Consider the following 19,162-nt stretch of genomic DNA (forward strand, 5'->3'; position numbering starts at 1 on the left):
CTCGGGCGGGAAGGGACTCGTCCGACGGTCTCAGCGCGTCATCGGGCCTCGACCGGACGATTCTAGCCAACTGTTGCGTTCACTGCACTATTTCATCGACTGCAGTTTCTGTGATCTCGCGGACCTACGATGGGAGCCGTGACTGACCCACAGACTTCCCCCGCCCGACCCCTGACGGAGCCGGGCGATGACGACGATCCCGCGACCGAAGGCCTCGGACTGCGCGAGCTGAAGAAGCGCCAGACCCGCATCGCCATGCACCGCTCCGCGCTCGAGCTCGTCGCCGAGCACGGCTTCGCGCAGGTGACAGTCGAGATGATCGCCCGGCGCGCCGGGGTCTCCACCCGGACCTTCTTCAACCACTGGACCACCAAGGACGCGGCGGTGCTCGGCGTCATCACGGGCGATTCGCTCGAGATCAGCGGCCGGCTGCGCGTCGAGCTCGAGGAGCATTCGCCCCGCGAGGCGCTGCGTGCCGTGCTGCGCGACGCACTGACCGCGGTCCCTGCGGATCCGGAGCTGCGCGACCTGAAGAAGCAGGTGATGGCCAAGGAGCCGCTGCTGCACTCGATCTCCTCCGGCCGTCTCCTCGAGGTCCAGGCCGAGATGGTCGAGGTGCTCGCCGGGTTCCTGGACGGGGAGGAAGCCCGCACCCGCGCCGTGGTCGCCGTGCAGGTGGGCTTCGCCCTGACCCGCAGTGCGTTCGCGCTGTCCATGGCCAAGGGCGTCGACCTGCTCGCCGCCTTCGACGAGGTCACCGACCTCTACGACTCGGGAATCATCGAAGCCTGATCGACGTGCTGTGAGCTTGCGAGCGGCAGGAGATCAGGTGGGGCGGCAGAGCCTGATCGACGTGCTGTGAGCGTGCGAGCGGCAGGAGATCAGGTGGGGCGGCAGAGCCTGATCGACGTGCTGTGAGCGTGCGAGCCGCGCCGACCTCGTCATCGAGATCGACATGGGGACCACTTTGGGCCCCTGAAAGTGGTCCCCATGTCGATCTCGGTCTGGTTCCGCGGCCCGGCCGGCCCGCGCCCTTCGAGGTTCCGGCCGACGAGCTCCGCATCGCTGCGGGTCTACCGCTCCAGGTGGCCGAGGCCGCTGTCCCAGCCGCGCCCGTCGGCCAGCCGCTCGGCGACGACCCGCTCGAGGCGAGTGCTGCGCGGAAGGGCTGCGGCGTCGTAGGGCGGGCGCTCACCGAAGACGAAGAAGGCCGCGCCGTCCGCACCGGGGGAGGTGCTGAGGATCTCCCAGCGGTCGACGAATCCTCCGATGTTCGATGTCGTCCCGAGCTCCTGGACCAGCACCGGGTTCATCAGCCAGGAGTCGCACACGAACTCATGTCCGAACCGGGGCGCATCCTGCGGTCGACCGGTCCCGAGGTCGGTGTAGTGCGTGGTGAAGTACTCGGTGGCCCGGGCGAAGGAGTCCTCCACGGCCCGAGGGGTCAGCGGGCCGCGGGCCGGGATGTGGGTGCCGATCACCCAGCGCTCCCGGTCGGTGCCCTTCTCGGCCCGGTGGAGGTCGAACTGCAGCCGGCCCAGGTGGACCAGGCGTCCGCGCCAGTTCAGCACCATCCAGTGCAGCTGGTGCAGCCCGAGCCGCCCGCTGCTGCGCCGGTGCACCCGCATCTGCTGGCCGAGATCGGCGAGCACCTCCCAGGACAGCTCCGTCGTCAGCCCGCGCTCCGCGTGCCAGGCGCGCACGGTGCTCGTGCTCACCACGAGGGCGAGGATCCCCAGCAGCCCTTCCCCGGGAACGAGGCGGTGCTGGAGCTCGTCGTGCCGCGCGGAGAGCGCCCCGAGGTCCACCTCCGGCACGTCGAGGCCTGCGCCGGCCCGCAGCAGATTGGCCGTGCGCGTGATCTCCGCGAGGATCTCGGTGTCGGCGACCGCCGCGCTCAGCAGGGGCGCGAGCTCCTCGTGGTCCTGGCCCGTGATCCCCAGCCGCTCGAGCAGCTCGGGGGCCGACGGAGCGGTCAGCATCGTGGCGACGTCGGCCTCTGCGAGCTCGTCGATGGAGCGGACGGAGGTCGGCGGGTCACCGAGTACCTGGGGGCGTGCGTCGTGGCGGGTCGTCATGGGTACACACAGTAGCGCCGGAACGCGTGACCGCCCGAGGGCCCCTCCGGCAGCTGCCGGAGAGGCCCTCGACGGTGACCGGGGGTCAGCCCCGCGGGATGCCCTGGGAAGGGCTCACTTCTTGCCCTGGTTCGCGACGGCCTCGGCGGCGGCCTTCGCGGCGACCGGATCGAGGTAGCGGCCGCCCGTCTCGACCGGCTGGAAGCTCTCGTCGAGCTCGTACACCAGCGGCTGGCCGGTGGGGATGTTGAGACCGGAGATCTCCTCGTCGGAGATGCCGTCGAGGTACTTCACGAGCGCGCGCAGGGAGTTGCCATGGGCGGCGACCAGCACGACCTTGCCGTCCGCGAGGTCGGGCTTGATGCCCTCCTCCCAGTACGGCAGGAAGCGCTCGACGACGTCCTTGAGGCACTCCGACTTCGGCAGCTGATCGCCGAGGTCCGCGTACTGCGGGTCCTGGTCCTGGCTGAACTCGGTGCCGAACTCGATCTCCGGGGGCGGGGTGTCGTAGGAGCGGCGCCAGGCCATGAACTTCTCCTCGCCGTACTTCTCCCGGATCTCGGACTTGTCCATGCCCTGGAGCGCGCCGTAGTGACGTTCGTTGAGGCGCCAGTCTCGCTTGACGGGGATCCAGTGACGGTCCGCGGCGTCCAGGGAGAGGTTCGCGGTCATGATCGCGCGACGCTGCAGCGAGGTGTGCACCACATCGGGGAGGATGCCGGCCTCCTTCAGGAGATCGCCGCCCTCGACGGCTTCCTGGCGTCCCTTCTCGGTGAGGGCCACGTCGACCCAGCCGGTGAACAGGTTCTTCGCGTTCCAGTCGCTCTCGCCGTGGCGGAGCAGCACGAGTGTGTAGGTCATGGAGCCAGCCTACGCGGGAGCCGGGACGGGGCGCATATCGGGCTCACGGCCCCGCCAGACAGGGGCCCCGGCATTAGTCTCGACCGCATGTCCACCGTCGCATCCGGCGCCCTCGCCGACGTCCCGGTCGTCCTGCTCGACCTCGACGGCACCCTCGTCGACTCCGGTCCGGGGATCCTCGCCGCGCTCGAGCACGCCTTCGCCGTCCGCGGCGAGACGCTGCCCTCGCCGGAGGTGCTGCGCACGTTCGTCGGGCCGCCGCTGGCGGAGTCCTTCCAGGGGACCCTCGGCCTGAGCGCCGAGCGTGCTGAGCAGCTCGGGCTCGCCTACACCGAGCACTACCACGCGAACGGGCTCCTCACGGCCCCGCCCTATCCCGGGATCCCCGAGCTGCTGCGCCGGCTCTCCCGGGCCGGCCGCACCGTCGCCGTCGCGACCAACAAGCCCGAGACCACCGCGCGCCGCCTCCTGGCCCACCAGGGGCTCGACGGTGAGCTCGCCCTGATCGGGGGCACCGATCGGGCGACGGGAAGGGAGGACAAGGCGGCCGTCATCGGAAGCGTCCTGCATCGCCTCGGCGTGGAGCCGTCCTCCTCGGCAACCGGAAGCGCCGTCGCCGGCAGGGCGCCGGCCGTGATGATCGGCGACCGACTCCACGATGCCGAGGGCGCACGGACGCACGGGCTGCCCGCGGTGCTCGTCGGCTGGGGGTACGGGGGCCGTGTCGAACAGGAGGCGGAGGTGCCGCGCGCGGAGACCGTCGACGCACTCGAGGAGATGCTGCTGCGCTGAGGGCCCCGGCTCGAGGCGCGGGGCGGGAGCGCGGAGAGCAGGCGGTCGGCGGGCCCAGGACCTCGGGGCCTCAGGCCTCGAGCAGGAGCGTGACGGGGCCGTCGCCCACGAGGCCGACCCGCATGTGCGCACCGAAGCGGCCGGAGGAGACCTCCACCCCGCGCTCGCGGAGCGCGTCGACGACCTGGTCCACGAGCGGCTCGGCCACCGCGCCCGGGGCCGCCGCGCTCCAGGAGGGCCGACGGCCCTTGCGTGCATCGCCGTACAGGGTGAACTGGGAGACGACCATGACCTGAGCGCCGGTCTCGAGCACCGAGCGCTCGCCCTCGAGGATCCGCAGCTCGCAGATCTTCCGCGCGATCGTGGCCACCTGCGCAGGACCGTCGTCGTGGGTGACGCCGACCAGCGCCAGCAGTCCTTCACCCTCGATCGCGCCGACCACCTCGCCGTCGACCTCGACCTGGGCACCGTCGACTCGCTGGAGCACTGCGCGCATGCCCCGATCCTGGCACACCTGCGGCGACGGGGGCCGGCCGGGGAGGGGCGACACCGACCGGCGGGGGAGTCAGCCGGGGAGGATGGAGTCGATCCGCCGCTCCTGGGTGGGCGAGTCGTCGCCGCTGCCGCTCCGGTCGGGCCGTTCCGCCAGCGGCAGCGGCTGGGTCGATCCCGGGGACTCCGGCGGGGACTCGGAGGGCTGCGGACCCGGCGACTGCCGCGGAGCGTCGTCGTGCCGCGGCTCGGGTGCGGGCGGCTCGGCTGCCGGCTGGGCGGGAGCTACCGGCTGCTGCCCCGGGGCGGGGGTGGGCCGGGCAGGGGCGACGGAGCGCGGCTGGGTGGGCGGGTGACCCGTCGTGTCCGGCGTGCCCGGCGGCACCGTGGTCGGCCCCGTCGCGCCGTAGGGAGCGGGCCCGCTCGGAGCACTCGCCGAGGCCGAGGTCGAGGGCGAAGCGGCGGCACGGGGCGGCGGCTCCTGCCCGGCGAGACGCTCGGACTCGGCGGCGCGAGCCCGGGAGACCCATTCCTCGGCCACCCTCACGATCGCCTCGGTCGCCGCCTCCCAGGCCGCCTCCTGCTGGCGGTGGGGGCCCGTGGCCAGGGACAGCACGACGCCCGCGGTGCGCAGGGCGAGCTCGGTGAGGTCGACCCGGTCCGCGAAGGTCGTGCGCCAGGTGCGGATGGCCTCCTCGACGCGCTCCTGCATGACGCGGTCGATCCGGCCGGCGTTGCCGTAGTCGGCCAGCACGCTGAGGTGGGCGAGCAGACAGGCGAGGTCGTCGGCCCGTCGGCCCGGACCCACCGTGTCGATGTCCAGCAGACCCATCACCCGGCCGTTCTCGACGAACACCTGGGCCTCGTAGAAGTCTCCGTGGACCACGTCGTGGGGTCGCATGTCCATCCGCTGCTCGAGGGCGGCCAGGCCGTCCCGGATGGTGCGCACCAGGGCGTCGAGCCGGGGTCCCAGGGACGGCACCGAGGAGCTGACGATCCCGGCGTAGAACTCCACGGAATCCGTCCAGGGAGGCCGCAGCGGCAGCGTGTACATGGAGGCGGGGAGCCGGTCCAGCAGCGCGACGAGATCCTCGGCAGAGCACGCCTCGACGCCCTCGTCGATGACGGCGCGGGCCAGCGGACGACCGGGCAGCTCCTCGAGCACCACCAGCCCGTTGTGGTGGGCGATCACCGCGGGGACCGGGACCCCGGCGGCCAGCAGCCGTTCATGGCGGTCGACGATCTCTGCGCTGCGATGGGGCTGCATCACCTTGAGGTACACGGCCCTCTCGCCCTGACTCGCGCGCAGCACGGCGCGGCGCCCGGGACGGTAGGAGACGACGTCGATCGCGATCGGAGCGGAGAGGTCCTCCGGTGCCGCGGCCAGGGAGACGCCCAGGTCGTGCAGGGTGCGGCCGACGACATCGGGATAGCACACCAGAGGCAGCATCGGCAGCCACGGGTCATGGGGGTAGCGCCAGACCCGCACGTTGATGTCGCCGTCGGTCATCACCAGGGTCTGCTCGGCGACGTAGAGGTTCTTCTCTCGTTCGCCGATGTGGGCGCTCGCGCCGAACAGCTCCTCGCGGGCGGGGGCCTGCGGGCCGTCGAGCTCGGGCCAGGACACCATGGTCCGATAGAGCGCCTTCGTGCTGCGGCCGGGCCTGTGGTCGACATGATCCAGCTGCCAGCTGTGCAGCACGCCGCCGGAGTTGCCGACAGCAGAGCGGAGCAGGCCACCTGCTCCGGACCCGGTGAGGAGCTCCGAGCCGTCCTGCGTTCGTGACATGGGGTAACAATCTGGTCCGAGAGGTCATCGGGCGCCAGCGCCTACGATGCTTTCATGGCAGATCGTACCGATAACCTCACCAGCGGGAATCTTCTGGGCATCCCGGAGACCCTGCTGCCCGACGATTTCATCGACGTCCAGGTGACCGCGGAGCTCGCCGACGGCGAACCGCGCGACATCGCGGCCCGTCACCCCGAGTCCCCGATGGCCTGGGCCACCCTGGCGCAGGATGCGCTCACCGACGGCGACGAGGTCGCCGCCTACGCCTACGCCCGCACCGGCTACCACCGCGGTCTCGATGCCCTGCGCAAGGCCGGCTGGCGCGGTCAGGGCCCGATCCCGGCGTCCCACGCCCCCAATCGCGGCTTCCTGCGTGCCCTGGCGATGCTGGGGGAGACCTCGCGCCGTCTCGGCGACGAGGAGGAGGCCGACCGGGTGACCGCGTTCCTGCGCGAGGCGGACCCCAGCCTGCTGGGCTGATGCCGGGCCCCGCCCAGGTCGCGTCCGGGCGGTGCTTGGTAGGATCCCCAGGTCCCGCTCGCCTGCCCGTCCACGCTTCCAGGAGTTGCCATGCCCGCCGTCATGATCGTCGGAGCCCAGTGGGGTGACGAGGGGAAGGGCAAGGCCACCGATCTCCTCGGTGAACGGGTCGATTACGTGGTCAAGCCCAACGGCGGCAACAACGCCGGGCACACCGTGGTCGTCGACGGCGAGAAGTTCGAGCTCAAGCTGCTGCCCGCCGGCATCCTCTCGCCGCAGGTCACCCCCGTGATCGGCAACGGAGTGGTGGTCAATCTCGAGGCGCTGTTCGAGGAGATCGGCATGCTCGAGCAGCGTGGCGTGGACACCTCGCGCCTGCGCATCAGCGCGAACGCCCATGTCGTCGCGTCCTTCCACCAGACCATGGACAAGGTCACCGAGCGCTTCCTCGGCAAGCGCGCGATCGGCACCACGGGCCGCGGCATCGGTCCGGCGTACATGGACAAGATCGGCCGTCTCGGCATCCGGGTCCAGGATCTCTTCGACGCCTCGATCCTGCGGCAGAAGGTCGAGAGCTCGCTGCGGCAGAAGAACGAGCTGCTGGTCAAGGTGTACAACCGGCGGGACGTCGACCCCGAGCAGGTCACGCAGGACCTGCTCGGCTACGCCGACCGCCTGCGCCCGATGGTGGTCGACACCGTCGAGCTGCTGAACACCGCCCTCGACCGCGACGAGGTCGTGCTCATGGAAGGCGGCCAGGCCACCTACCTCGACGTCGACCACGGCACCTACCCGTTCGTGACCAGCTCCAACCCGACCGCCGGTGGGGCCTGCACGGGAGCCGGTATCGGCCCCACCCGGGTCGATCGGGTGATCGGCATCGTCAAGGCCTACACCACCCGCGTGGGCGCCGGTCCGTTCCCCACCGAGCTCGAGGACAAGTGGGGGGAGTACCTGCAGACCACCGGCGGCGAGGTCGGCGTGAACACCGGGCGCCCCCGACGCTGCGGCTGGTACGACGCCCTCATGATCCGCCACGCCGTGCGCATCAACGGCTTCACCGACATCGTGCTCACCAAGCTCGACGTGCTCACCGGCATCGACGAGGTCCCGATCTGCACCGGTTACGACATCGACGGTGTCATCCAGGGCGAGATGCCGATGACCCAGACCGAGTTCCACCACGCGACACCGGTCTACGAGACGCTGCCCGGTTGGTCCGAGGATCTCTCCCGGGCCCGCACCTTCGAGGAGCTGCCGGAGAACGCCCGGGCCTACGTGCATCGCCTCGAGGAGCTCGCCGGCTGCCGGATCAGCGTGATCGGCGTCGGTCCCGATCGTGCCGACACCATCACCGTGCACGACCTGCTGCCGGGGACGACCCGCTGACGTGGTGACCCGCCGGACCGATCCCGTGGCCGGGCGCAGCGCCCTGGCCGAGTGGGCGAGCGCTCCCGAGGCCGCTCAGCGCGCGGTGCTCGCCCCTGCCGTCCGCCACACCCTGGAGGCCTTCGCCGAGGAGTTCCCCGGCGGAGCGGTCGAGGTGCGCGTCCCGCCGTACGCGGCCGTGCAGGCGATCGCCGGCAGCAGGCACACCCGAGGCACCCCGCCCGCCGTGGTCGAGACCGACGCCGCGACCTGGCTCGAGCTGGTCACCGGCGCCCTGGACTGGGCCGACGCCCTCGCCGCGGGACGCGTCCGTGCCAGCGGCGAGCGCAGCGACCTCGCGGAGCTGCTGCCCCTGCCCGAACCGCGTCGAGTCGTCCGGACCGCTCGGGATCAGGGGGAGCGATGAGCCTCGCCGTGGAGATCGCCGTCCAGGACGTGGCGGGCCTCGAAGTCGCGGCGCTGGGCGGTGCGGACCGGGTGGAGCTGTGCACCGACCTCGCCCGCGGGGGTCTGACGCCGCCGCCCGACCTCGTCGAGCAGTGCGTCGTCCGCGCCGCGGGGCTCGTCGCCGCCCGGGACGCCAAGCCCCACTTCGACGTCCACGTGCTGATCCGCTCCCGGGCCGGGGAGGTCGACTTCCTGGCGCGGCCCGCCGAGTTCGCCTACACCTCCGACGAGATCGCCCGGATGGCCCGCCAGGCCGAGGAGACCGTCACCGCTGGGGCCGCCGGCGTCGTGCTCGGTGCGCTGACCGCGGACGGCGACCTGGACGTCCCCGCGATCGAAACCGTCCGTGACGCCGCGCTGAGGGCTGCGCAGTCCGCACTGCGCGGAGTGCACCTGACCTTCCACCGCGCCGTGGACGCCCTCGACGGTCGCGAGCAGCGCGCCCAGGCCGTGCGCGACCTGCTCGTGCTCGGCTTCCACCGGGTGCTCAGCTCGGGTGGGGCGGCCCGAGCGCTGGAGGGCGCGGAGGATCTCGGCGCGATGGTCGAGGCGGCCGAGGGCCTGCTCGACGTGTGCGCCGGGGGAGGGGTCCGACCCGCGGACGTCGCCGACCTCGCCGCCCGGGCCGGCGTCACCGATGTGCACCTGTCCGCCCGTCGCCGCCCCGGGGCCCCCGTCGAAACGGGCGCCCCCGACACCGAGACCGACCCGGCCGTCGTCACGGCCGCGGTCGACGCCGCAGGAGAGCAGTGAACGCCACCGAAGATCCCGAGAACACCGGAAGCACCGAGAACACGGAGAGCACCGGAGGCATCCCGCGCCATCCCGCGGAGACCGGGGGCGTCGATCGGGCCGCCCCACCCGCCGGTGAGCCGTCGGACGAGTCGAACATCACCGGTATCGCCTCCTCCGAGCACGAGGGGGCGGCGCCCTCCGAGGGTGGCTCCGAGCCGCCCGTCGGGGATCCGTCCGAGGCCGCGGAGGACACCGGGAACACCAGCGTGTACGTGCGTCACGGCCGGACGCCCACGCTGGGCTTCTGGGTCACCGTCCTGCTCGTGGCGCCCATGGTGGTCGCCCTGATCATCTCGCCCTTCTTCGACTTCCAGGACGTCAGCAGCGTGGTCACCTTCGTGCTGATCGCGGCGGTCTTCGTGGGTGTCCCGCTGGCTGCCGTGGCCGCCGCGATCGACGCCTTCCTCCACCGTCGCGGCGGCCCCCGGGGACGCTGAGCGAGGGCTCCGGACGACCTCGGACGCCGCCGCGGCACCCGGGTGCGCTGTGTCATCATGGTGCCGTGGCACGCGGCGACGGAAAGCTCACCCATGACCTGCTCCCCGGGGAGAAGGGCCCGCAGGATTCCTGCGGCGTCTTCGGCGTCTTCGCCCCCGGTGAGGACGTGTCGAAACTGACCTACTACGGTCTCTACGCTCTGCAGCACCGCGGGCAGGAGTCCGCCGGCATCGCGACGTCCGACGGCTCGCAGATCCTCGTCTACAAGGACATGGGACTGGTCTCCCAGGTGTTCGACGAGGCCTCCCTCGAAGCGCTGCAGGGACACATCGCGATCGGGCACACCCGCTACTCGACGACCGGCGGCTCCATCTGGTCCAACGCCCAACCCACGCTCGGACCGCGACCCGACGGCACCGTGGCGCTCGCCCACAACGGAAACCTCGTCAACACCGAGGAGCTGCTGGAGCTCGTCGAGCAGCGCCGTGGCGCCCCCCGCACCGGCGAGCTCGCCCGTGGCAACACCACCGACACGGCGCTGGTCACGGCGCTCCTCGACGTCGAAGGACCGCTCGAGGACTCGCTGCGCGAGATCATGCCGCGCCTGCACGGCGCCTACTGCTTCACCCTGATGGACGAGTCGACGCTCTATGCCGCCCGCGACCCGCAGGGGATCCGTCCCCTGGTGCTGGGCCGCCTCGAACGTGGCTGGGTGGTGGCCTCGGAGACCGCAGCACTGGACATCTGCGGCGCAAGCTTCGTGCGCGAGGTCGCCCCCGGCGAGATGATCGTCATCGACGAGCGCGGGCTGCGCTGCGAGCAGGTCATGGAACCGAAGCCCAAGGGCTGCGTCTTCGAGTACGTCTATCTCGCCCGGCCGGACACCCGGATCGCCGGACGCAGCGTCAACGAGTCGCGGGCCGAGATGGGCCGCCAGCTCGCCCGCGAGCACCCCGTCGACGCCGACCTGGTGATCCCCACCCCGGAATCCGGCACGCCCGCGGCGATCGGTTACGCCCAGGAGTCCGGCATCCCCTACGGCCAGGGCATGGTCAAGAACGCTTATGTCGGCCGCACCTTCATCCAGCCCAGCCAGACCATCCGTCAGCTCGGGATCCGGCTCAAGCTCAACCCGCTGCGGGAGGTCATCGCCGGCAAGCGACTGGTCGTCATCGACGACTCGATCGTGCGTGGCAACACCCAGCGCGCCGTTGTGCGGATGCTCCGGGAGGCAGGTGCCGCCGAGGTCCACGTCCGGATCTCCTCGCCGCCGGTGCGCTGGCCCTGCTTCTACGGCATCGACTTCGCCTCCCGGGCCGAGCTGATCGCCAACGGCCTCGGGATCGAGGACATCGCCCGGTCCCTGGGGGCGGACTCGCTGGGCTACATCTCCGAGGAGGGCATGATCGCCGCCACCGACCAGCCGCCCGATTCGTTGTGCAGCGCCTGCTTCTCGGGGGTCTACCCGGTCTCGCTGCCCGATCCCGTCGCCCGCGCCCAGGGGATCGTGACCTCGGCCGGGCACGAAGCCATCGCCGTCGGGAAGGACGCATGAACACCACGGAGCCGACCGCCGCTGCGGGCCACACCGCGAAGGCGATCACCTACGCCGATTCCGGGGTCGACACCGCCGCGGGGGACCGTGCCGTCGAGCTCATGAAGGAGGCCGTGGCCGCGACCCACGGACCGCAGGTGCTCGGCGGGATCGGTGCGTTCGCCGGGCTGGTCGACGTCAGCGCGCTGAAGGATTGCCGCCGCCCACTGCTGGCGTCCTCCACGGACGGTGTCGGCACCAAGATCGCTCTCGCCCGGGAGATGGACGTCCATGACACCATCGGCCGCGATCTCGTCGGCATGGTGGTCGACGACATCGTGGTCGCCGGGGCCGCCCCACTGGCCATGACCGACTACATCGCCTGCGGAAGGGTCGTGCCCGAGCGGATCGCCGACATCGTCCGCGGCATCGCCGAGGGGTGCCAGGAGGCCGGTTGCGCGCTGGTCGGCGGCGAGACCGCGGAGCATCCCGGCCTGATGGCCCCCGAGGACTACGACGTGGCCGGCGCCGCGGTCGGCGTCGTCGAGGCCGACGCCCTGCTGGGGCCGGACCGGGTGGGCCGCGGTGACGTGGTGATCGGGATGGACGCCTCCGGCCTCCACTCCAACGGCTTCTCGCTGGTGCGGGCCGTGATCGCTGCGCAGGGCATCGCGCTGGACACTCACATCGAGGACTTCGGCCGCGGCCTCGGCCAGGAGCTGCTGGAGCCCACCCGCATCTACTCCGCCGATGTGCTGGCCGTCCTCGAGGACGCGCGGACCACCGACGCCGTCCACGCGCTCAGCCACGTCACCGGCGGCGGTCTCGCCGCGAACCTCGCCCGGGTCATGCCCCGCGGCCTCGCGGCCCGCATCGACCGCGGCAGCTGGGAGCCGGGTGCGGTGTTCTCGCAGGTCGCCCGCTGGGGCTCGGTCCCGCAGCTCGACCTCGAGGGCACGCTGAACATGGGGATCGGCATGGTCGCTCTGGTGGGCGCCGAGCAGGCCGATGCGACCCTCGCAGTGCTCTCCGAGCGCGGCCTGGCGGCCCGGGTGATCGGCGACGTCGTCGGGGAGGAGGACCTGCCCGAGCCCGGCACCCCGCTCGAACAGGTCGTCATCGGCGCGAAGGGCGTCGAGGGCGGAGCGGTCCTGCTCGCCGGTCAGCATCCGGGCTGGGTCTGACCTCTCATGTCCGCTGACACAGCACGAGGGCCGACCCGTTGGGTCGGCCCTCGTGCATGGTCACGGTTCCTGCGTGCGTCGGTCGGTCCGGAGCCCGCTGCGGTGCGCGCGTCCCGCCTCCGGCTCGTCCGTCACCGGACGTCACAGGTGTGCGGGTCGTCTCTCGGTCCTCAGCGCCGACGGGCAGACGGTGCGTTCTCGTCCGCCCAGTCGTCGCTGTCCTCGGCCCAGTCGTCGCCCTCCGCGGGGCTCTCGCTCCGCTCGGTCTGCAGCTCGCGCTGCAGCGCCGACAGGTCCGTCGGCGGGCTGTAGTACTTGAGGTCCCGTGCCACCTTGGTGTGCTTGGCTTTCTGTCGGCCGCGACCCATGGATCTGACCCCCTGTGCGTCGGCTGCCGGGCCTTCTTGTCGACCCGGAAGATGGCAGTGTGTCGGAACCCGATCCTACATGCATGCTCTCGCTTCCGGCGAACCGCGAGGGCGCGGACGTGCTCGATATCCCTTCCGTCGGGCCGGGACGCGCGGAGGATACCGTCTAGGAACTTGGCCGGAACCAGGGGTACTGTTGACCGGGACACGAACTCGACCGTCTAGTCTGAGACGGCTGCGGGCCCCGGGACGGACGTCCCGGGACTCGTCGGGGCGATGCGGTCCGTGGACACGGGTCCGCTCGTGAGCTCGTGGCACTGTCTCCCCGCTGTACCGCTGGAAAGGCCCCTGCATGAACAACGGACCCACGGATCGTCCGCATGAATCCGGTGACCAGGACGCGGAGCTGATGACCCCCGCGCAGGTCGCGAAGATGTTCCATGTCGATCCCAAGACCGTCACGCGCTGGGCCCAGGCGGGGAAGCTCTCGTACATGCGCACCCTGGGCGGGCACCGGCGCTACCGTCGCGACGAGGTGGTCGAGCTGCTGCGGGACAGCACCGAGGACGCGTGATCCCGGACCCGGTGCTCGGCGAGGGGTACTCCGTCCGTCGACTCGAGCTGGGAGCCGATGGCGAGGGGCCGCTGGTCGCCTCCCTCGTGCACCGGGAGCCGACCGTCCCGGCGATGCCGGAGCACACCGGCCGCGGCGAGAAGCCGCCGATCCTCATGATGCACGGCTGGTCCGACTACGTCTTCGACCGGGCGCTGCTGGAGCACCTCGGCGAGGCCGGGCACGACGTGTGGGGGCTCGACCTGCGCAAGTACGGTCGTAGCCTGCTGCCGGACCAGACGCCCACCTCCGTCGACCACCTCAGCCGCTACGACCGGGAGATCGAGGCGGCGCTGCGGATCATCGGTCCGGACCGGCCCCCGGTGCTGCTGGCCCACTCCGCCGGTGGGCTCACCGCGACGCTGTGGGCGCAGCGCCGCCCGCGCACCGTCCGCGCCCTCGCCCTGAACTCGCCGTGGCTCGAGATGCATCTGGGCTCGGGCGTGCGCACCCTCGCCCAGGCCCCCGTGCGGCTGCTCGCCGAGCATCTGCGCCACCGCCCCATCCTGCCGTCGGGGTCCTCGCACTACGCCCGCTCCATCCACCGCGACTTCGGCGGGATGTACGACTACGACCTCGCTCTCAAGCCGGCCCGCGGGCACCGCTTCCCGGCCGAGACCCTCGCCGCCGTGCTCGAGGGCCAGAAGCGGCTGCGGGCCGCGGGGCCGCTGACGATCCCGGTGCTCGTGATGCACTCCGCCCGCAGCCGCTTCGGAACGTCCTTCCGCGAGGACATGCGGCGCGCGGACTCCGTGCTGGACGTGCACACCCTCGCCCGTGCGGCCCGGCGTCTCGGCCCCGACGTGCGCATCGAGCCGATCGAGGGCGCACGCCACGACGTGTTCCTCTCCGATGCCGACGCACGGGTCCGTGCCATCCGGATCCTGGACGACTGGCTGGAGACGCTCGCCCCGTGAACGCCTACGATGGCTGTGCCCGTCGTCGGCTCCTCGGGCGCCGCGGCCGGCACCGGGACCTGTGAGAAGGAGATGCCGGATGACCTCGGACCCGCGCCAGCTGAGGGAGCACGCCGTCGCCCTCCGCCACGGCGCCGACCGACTCACCCTGCTGCGTCTGCGCCTGGCCAACACCATCGTCGACGTCACCCGCTCCGAGGACGCCGCCACGCGGCGGCTCGGTGAGCGGGTCCGCGAGTGCTGGACGGATCAGCAGTACACCGAACTGGGCCGCATCGCCTCCGGTCTGCGCACCAGTGCCTCGCGGCTCGACGAGGTCGCCATCGCCGGCGAGCGCAGCAGCGGTCGGCGGCTGGGCGGCTACCAGGGTGCCGGCTTCCTGGGACGCGGCGACGACGCCCACCGTCACGTGGGGGAGGTCGCGGAGTTCGTGGGCACGGCCAGTGGTGCCAGCATCGGCGGCTTCCCGCTGGTCCCGTCGGCCGGGGAGGGTCTGCTGTCTCACCCCTCGCACACGCTCGGCATCGACACCCCGACCTATGACGAGGACGCGGAGACGGAGTGACCCCGCCGGGCGGCGGGCAGCGTGGCCGAGAGGGCGATGCTGAGGGCCCCTGCGAGCAGCGGCACGACGAGGGTGGCCACCAGCATCAGCATCATCGCCGCCGCGGCATCTGCGGCCGCCACTCCGAGGGCGACCAGCGCCGCGGCCAGGACGGTCTCGCCGATACCTGCCCCGCCCGGGGTCACGGGCACCAGCGCGAGCACCCGGCCCAGGGCGAACACGGCCGTCGACAGCAGCAGGGGCACGTCGGCGCCGACCGCCTCGACGGCCAGCACCAGCGCCGCCCACTGCACCACCCGGGCCGCCAGAGTGGGAAGCAGCAGCGGCAGCGGACGTCGGCGCAGCAGGCGGACCAGGGAGTCCCGTTGGGTGAGGATCGCGGCCTCGAGGTGGGAGGGGACCAGACCTCCGAGCTGATGGAGCAGTCCCGCGAGCACCGTGCGGCGCAGGGCGATCACGGTCAGCACCAGGGCGATGACCGCGCCGAGCATCGCGACCAGCGCGGCCCAGAGGGCTCCGGGGAGGGTGAAGCCGGTCGGGGCGACCAGCGAGGAGAGGGCATAGGCGCCCAGCCCCAGCACCGGGACCAGGATCGAGGTGATCGCCATCTCGACCAGGGAAGCAGCGAGGATCCCGGTGATGATCACGGGCACCGCGACCCCGGCACGGCGCAGGATCCACCCCAGCAGACCAAGGCCCAGCATGGAGCCGCCCGGCAGGGCGAGCCCCATGCCGGTCGAGGCGGTGTGCCCGAGCAGCGCCGAGGGATAGCGGGAGCCGGTCACGGCGGCACGCACGGTCAGCGTCTCGAGGGCGAGGGCGAGAAGGCCGAGCAGGACCATCGCCGCCGGCGCCCAGGCCGGGACCGCTGCGAGCGCGGCGCCGATCTGCGACCAGCTCGCGCCGACCACCCAGGGCAGCCCCCAGGTGAGCACCACGACCACCAGCAGCAGCGAGACGGCGCCCGTGATGATCTTGCCGGTCGGGACGGTCGGGCGGCGCTCCAGGTCCAGATCCGACGGCGCCCAGGCGGCCTCCTCGCCGGTGGTCGCGCCGGGCCCCGGAACAGGGGAGTCGGGAGAGCCGTCGGGAGCCGCTGACATGCGGTGATTCTCGCACGGTACGGAGTGAGGTCTCCCAGACCCCGCCCGTATCGTGGGGGCATGTCCTTCGTGATCTCCCTCCTCGTCGTCCTGCACCTGCTCTGCTGGGCCATCAGCCTCGGCCTGTGGGTGGCAGCGATCCGCACCAAGCAGCCCCAGAAGGGCATGGCGCACGCCGCGGGCGGGGCGCTGGTGCTGGGCATCATCATGATGGGGCTGTCGATGGCCATGGGGACGGACAGTCACCTGTGGTTCACCCTGAAGCTGGTGATCGCCCTCGTCGTGACCGCTTTCTCCTTCGTCGCGATCAACCGCCGCGAGGAGACTCCGGCGGTCATCTGGTACGGCATCCCGACCGCGATCGTGCTCAACGTGATCATCGCGGTCTTCGGCATCGGTCGCTGACCCGCCCGGGGGAGCGAGCCGCCCTCCGCCACGACCACTCGTCCACACGGGACCCGCCGGCCCTCACGCTGTCGGGTCCCGTGCCTATCCTGGATACCTCATGAGCTCACTCTTCGACGACCTCTCCCTGCCCGACGCCTTCCGCCGCCTGGACGGTGTGACGGTCACCCCGTCGCCCTCCGCGCCCGCGCACGAGGGCGCCGGCCGGGACGAGCCGCGCCCGCCCCACGAGGAGGAGCCGCCGTCCGAGGAGGAGCCCCCGCCGTACGACGAGGAGCCGCCGTTCGATGAGGTGCCGCCCGGACCGGTCCCGACGGCCCCGTCTCGTCCCGGCGGGTTCGCCGTCGACCATTCCGCCCTGGCCGAGCTCACCGACGGGCTGAACCCGGCCCAGCGCGAGGCCGTCGAGCACCGCGGCAGCCCGCTGCTGATCGTCGCCGGCGCCGGCTCCGGCAAGACCCGGGTGCTCACCCGGCGCATCGCGCACCTGCTGCGCGCGCGGGAGGCCCTGCCCGGGGAGATCCTCGCGATCACCTTCACCAACAAGGCCGCCGCCGAGATGCGTGAACGCGTCGAGGAACTAGTGGGCACGGTCGCCCGCAGCATGTGGGTCTCCACCTTCCACAGCGCCTGCGTGCGGATCCTGCGCCGCGACGCCCAGGCCGCCGGCCTCAAGAGCTCCTTCACGATCTATGACAGCGCCGACTCCCTGCGACTGATCACGACGATCGCCAAGGACCTCGAGCTCGACACCAAGAAGCACGCCCCGCGGGCACTGGCCTCGCGGATCTCCTCGCTGAAGAACGACCTCACCGACCCGATCGATTTCGCCGACCAGGCGGAGAGCTCGAAGAATCCCTTCGACAGCACCCTCGCGCGGATCTACACGAACTACACCGAGCGTCTGCGCCAGGCGAACGCCGTCGACTTCGACGACCTCATCGGGCTCACCGTGACGCTGCTGCGGGAGAACCCGGCGATCCGCGAGGGCTACCGCCGGCGCTTCCGCCATCTCCTGGTCGACGAGTACCAGGACACCAACACCGCCCAGTACCAGCTGGTGAGGGAGCTGGTGGGGGAGGACCCGCGCGCGGATCTCACCGTGGTGGGCGACTCCGATCAGTCGATCTACGCCTTCCGCGGCGCCACGATCCGGAACATCGTCGAGTTCGAGAAGGACTTCCCCTCGGCGCACACCATCGTGCTCGAGCAGAACTACCGCTCGACCCAGAACATCCTGTCCGCCGCGAACTCCGTCATCGAGGAGAACCAGGGGCGGCGCAAGAAGAATCTGTGGACCGACCAGGGCGAAGGTGAACAGATCACCCTGTACGTCGCCGACGACGAGCAGGCCGAGGCCCGCTACATCGGCCGGCAGATCGACGCGCTGGTCGATGCCGGCCGCAGCGCCGGGGACATCGCGATCTTCTACCGCGCCAATGCGCAGTCCCGCGCTCTGGAGGACCAGCTGATCAGGGTGGGGCTGCCCTATCGCGTCGTCGGTGGGACCCGCTTCTACGAGCGTCGTGAGATCAAGGACGCGATGGCGTACCTGCAGGTTCTCGCCAACCCGGCCGACGAGATCAACCTCCGGCGCATCCTCAACGTCCCCAAGCGGGGGATCGGCGACCGGGCCGAGGCCACGATCGCGATGCTGGCCGAGCGGGAACGGATCGGCTTCGGTGAGGCGCTGCGGCGGGCGGAGGAGGCACCGGGGATCGCCACCCGCTCGCTGAACGCGGTGCGCGGCTTCGTGGCGATGCTCGAGGACCTGCAGGAGATGGCCGCCCGTGGCGACGGCCCCGCCGAGCTGCTCGAGGCGATCCTGCAGCGCTCGGGCTACTACGCCGAGCTGCAGGGCAGCGAGGACCCGCAGGACGAGTCGCGCCTGGAGAACCTCGCCGAGCTGATCAGCGTCGCCGCCGAGTTCGAGGCGCAGATCGAGGCCGCCGACGCCGCCGCCAGCGAGTTCGAGGAGGACGACGCGGACGACGACGCGACGGGTGACGACGACGCGACGGGTGACGACGTGGCCGAGGACGAGGTGGCGACGGGGGACGAGGCGGATTCCGCGCGGCCTGACGAAGCTCCTGCCTCCGGTGCCGTCCCCGAGGCGGTCGGCGCCGACGTCGACCCCGATGCCGCTCTGAGCGCCCCGGACGATCCCGAGGCGTCCCTCGTGGACCGCTTCCTGGAGAAGGTCTCCCTGGTGGCCGACGCCGACCAGCTCCCTGGTGGCGAGGACCAGTTCGTCACGCTGATGACGCTCCACACCGCCAAGGGGCTGGAGTTCCCGGTCGTGTTCCTCACCGGGTTGGAGGACGGCACCTTCCCGCACAACCGCACCTTGTCGGATCCCGATGAGCTGCAGGAGGAGCGGCGGCTGGCCTACGTGGGCATCACCCGTGCCCGCGAGCGGCTCTACCTCACCCGCGCCCAGATGCGCACCACCTGGGGTCAGTCGCAGTTCATGCCCGGCAGCCGCTTCCTCGACGAGATCCCCGAAGGCGTGCTCGACGTGGCGCGGGCCGGCTCCACCCTCAGCGGGGCGGGTTTCGGCGGCTCCGGAGCCGCCGGTCACGGCGGCGGTGGATACGGCGGCGGGTCCCGCTCCGGGGGCGGGCACGGCCCGTCCTTCAGCGGTGGGATCGGCGGCGGTCGCAGCGACGTGAAGCGGCCCAGTTTCGGCTCGGGTCGTGCACCGGTCTCCGCCTCCGCGATGCCTCAGCTCAGCATCGGGGACCGCGTCACCCACGACACCTTCGGCATGGGCGCGGTCACGGAGGTCTCCGGGCAGGGGGAGAAGACCCAGGTCGAGGTGCAGTTCAAGGCGCCCCACGGGACGAAGCGGCTGCTGCTGCGCTACGCCCCGCTGACGAAGCTCTAGACCGCTCCGGCCGTCAGTGGCGGGT

20 protein-coding genes are annotated in these 19,162 nt (G+C 71.7%); 14 read left to right on the forward strand and 6 right to left on the reverse strand.

All coding sequences use genetic code 11. The features are described 5' to 3' along the window. Positions 1-138: 138 nt before the first annotated feature. Complete coding sequence (locus JOF43_RS09725) at positions 139-792, forward strand: TetR/AcrR family transcriptional regulator (RefSeq protein ID WP_342592132.1); 654 nt, start codon at positions 139-141, stop codon at positions 790-792. Between the two features lie 281 nt (positions 793-1,073). On the opposite strand, the gene JOF43_RS09730 is transcribed toward JOF43_RS09725, so the two are convergent. Together JOF43_RS09730 and JOF43_RS09735 are read right to left on the reverse strand one after the other, a co-directional pair. Continuing rightward, entirely contained in the window at positions 1,074-2,078 is a 1,005-nt protein-coding gene (locus JOF43_RS09730) for an acyltransferase domain-containing protein (protein WP_209901568.1), read from the reverse strand. 114 nt (positions 2,079-2,192) lie between these two features. Then, positions 2,193-2,939, reverse strand: coding sequence for a phosphoglyceromutase (locus JOF43_RS09735; RefSeq protein ID WP_209901570.1), 747 nt, complete (start codon positions 2,937-2,939; stop codon positions 2,193-2,195). Positions 2,940-3,026: 87 nt separating this feature from the next. Between JOF43_RS09735 and JOF43_RS09740 the strand changes: the two genes are divergently transcribed. Beyond that, on the forward strand, positions 3,027-3,731 hold the full coding sequence (locus JOF43_RS09740) for an HAD hydrolase-like protein (RefSeq protein ID WP_209901572.1): 705 nt from the start codon (positions 3,027-3,029) through the stop codon (positions 3,729-3,731). A 70-nt stretch (positions 3,732-3,801) separates the two neighbouring features. Here JOF43_RS09740 and dtd read toward each other — a convergent pair whose 3' ends face one another. Together dtd and JOF43_RS22985 are read right to left on the reverse strand one after the other, a co-directional pair. Continuing rightward, positions 3,802-4,227, reverse strand: a complete 426-nt coding sequence (gene dtd / locus JOF43_RS09745) for a D-aminoacyl-tRNA deacylase (RefSeq protein WP_209901574.1) — start codon at positions 4,225-4,227, stop codon at positions 3,802-3,804. A 69-nt stretch (positions 4,228-4,296) separates the two neighbouring features. Beyond that, entirely contained in the window at positions 4,297-6,012 is a 1,716-nt protein-coding gene (locus JOF43_RS22985) for a phosphotransferase (RefSeq protein ID WP_209901576.1), read from the reverse strand. A 54-nt stretch (positions 6,013-6,066) separates the two neighbouring features. Between JOF43_RS22985 and JOF43_RS09755 the strand changes: the two genes are divergently transcribed. The 7 genes from JOF43_RS09755 to purM all read left to right on the forward strand — a co-directional run bounded on the left by JOF43_RS09755 (position 6,067) and on the right by purM (position 12,279). Continuing rightward, on the forward strand, positions 6,067-6,492 hold the full coding sequence (locus JOF43_RS09755; RefSeq protein WP_209901578.1) for a DUF3151 domain-containing protein: 426 nt from the start codon (positions 6,067-6,069) through the stop codon (positions 6,490-6,492). Positions 6,493-6,582: 90 nt separating this feature from the next. Continuing rightward, entirely contained in the window at positions 6,583-7,881 is a 1,299-nt protein-coding gene (locus JOF43_RS09760) for an adenylosuccinate synthase (protein ID WP_209901580.1), read from the forward strand. Between the two features lies 1 nt (position 7,882). Continuing rightward, positions 7,883-8,287: a sterol carrier family protein gene (locus JOF43_RS09765; protein WP_209901582.1), complete on the forward strand. Its 405-nt coding sequence runs from the start codon at positions 7,883-7,885 to the stop codon at positions 8,285-8,287. Further along, positions 8,284-9,081: a copper homeostasis protein CutC gene (locus JOF43_RS09770; protein ID WP_209901584.1), complete on the forward strand. Its 798-nt coding sequence runs from the start codon at positions 8,284-8,286 to the stop codon at positions 9,079-9,081. Before JOF43_RS09765 ends, JOF43_RS09770 begins: the two co-directional genes overlap by 4 nt. Then, complete coding sequence (locus JOF43_RS09775; protein WP_209901585.1) at positions 9,078-9,560, forward strand: hypothetical protein; 483 nt, start codon at positions 9,078-9,080, stop codon at positions 9,558-9,560. Before JOF43_RS09770 ends, JOF43_RS09775 begins: the two co-directional genes overlap by 4 nt. 65 nt (positions 9,561-9,625) lie before the next feature. Further along, complete coding sequence (purF, locus tag JOF43_RS09780) at positions 9,626-11,116, forward strand: amidophosphoribosyltransferase (protein ID WP_209901587.1); 1,491 nt, start codon at positions 9,626-9,628, stop codon at positions 11,114-11,116. Beyond that, a complete protein-coding gene (gene purM / locus JOF43_RS09785; RefSeq protein WP_209901589.1) occupies positions 11,113-12,279 on the forward strand; it encodes a phosphoribosylformylglycinamidine cyclo-ligase in 1,167 nt (388 codons plus the stop codon). The genes purF and purM overlap by 4 nt, the downstream gene beginning before the upstream one ends. 170 nt (positions 12,280-12,449) lie before the next feature. On the opposite strand, the gene JOF43_RS09790 is transcribed toward purM, so the two are convergent. Beyond that, complete coding sequence (locus tag JOF43_RS09790; protein WP_209901591.1) at positions 12,450-12,647, reverse strand: DUF3073 domain-containing protein; 198 nt, start codon at positions 12,645-12,647, stop codon at positions 12,450-12,452. A gap of 352 nt (positions 12,648-12,999) precedes the next feature. Here JOF43_RS09790 and JOF43_RS09795 point away from each other — a divergent pair, with 352 nt between their 5' ends. From JOF43_RS09795 to JOF43_RS09805, 3 genes are all read left to right on the forward strand, one after another. Further along, the gene (locus JOF43_RS09795) at positions 13,000-13,221 is read left to right on the forward strand and encodes a BldC family transcriptional regulator (protein ID WP_209901593.1); all 222 of its coding nucleotides are present in this window, start codon (positions 13,000-13,002) and stop codon (positions 13,219-13,221) included. Then, entirely contained in the window at positions 13,218-14,177 is a 960-nt protein-coding gene (locus JOF43_RS09800; RefSeq protein ID WP_209901595.1) for an alpha/beta hydrolase, read from the forward strand. The genes JOF43_RS09795 and JOF43_RS09800 overlap by 4 nt, the downstream gene beginning before the upstream one ends. A gap of 79 nt (positions 14,178-14,256) precedes the next feature. Beyond that, positions 14,257-14,742, forward strand: a complete 486-nt coding sequence (locus JOF43_RS09805) for a hypothetical protein (RefSeq protein ID WP_209901597.1) — start codon at positions 14,257-14,259, stop codon at positions 14,740-14,742. Here JOF43_RS09805 and JOF43_RS09810 read toward each other — a convergent pair. Beyond that, complete coding sequence (locus JOF43_RS09810; protein ID WP_245354076.1) at positions 14,715-15,845, reverse strand: lysylphosphatidylglycerol synthase domain-containing protein; 1,131 nt, start codon at positions 15,843-15,845, stop codon at positions 14,715-14,717. The two genes, JOF43_RS09805 and JOF43_RS09810, sit on opposite strands and share 28 nt — an antisense overlap. A 60-nt stretch (positions 15,846-15,905) precedes the next feature. Between JOF43_RS09810 and JOF43_RS09815 the strand changes: the two genes are divergently transcribed. Together JOF43_RS09815 and JOF43_RS09820 are read left to right on the forward strand one after the other, a co-directional pair. Continuing rightward, a complete protein-coding gene (locus JOF43_RS09815; RefSeq protein WP_209901599.1) occupies positions 15,906-16,250 on the forward strand; it encodes a hypothetical protein in 345 nt (114 codons plus the stop codon). A 100-nt stretch (positions 16,251-16,350) separates the two neighbouring features. Then, a complete protein-coding gene (locus JOF43_RS09820) occupies positions 16,351-19,137 on the forward strand; it encodes a UvrD-helicase domain-containing protein (RefSeq protein ID WP_209901601.1) in 2,787 nt (928 codons plus the stop codon). Positions 19,138-19,162: the final 25 nt, after the last annotated feature.

The sequence above is a fragment of the Brachybacterium sacelli genome, assembly GCF_017876545.1.
In the GTDB taxonomy this organism is placed as follows: Bacteria; Actinomycetota; Actinomycetes; order Actinomycetales; family Dermabacteraceae; genus Brachybacterium; species Brachybacterium sacelli.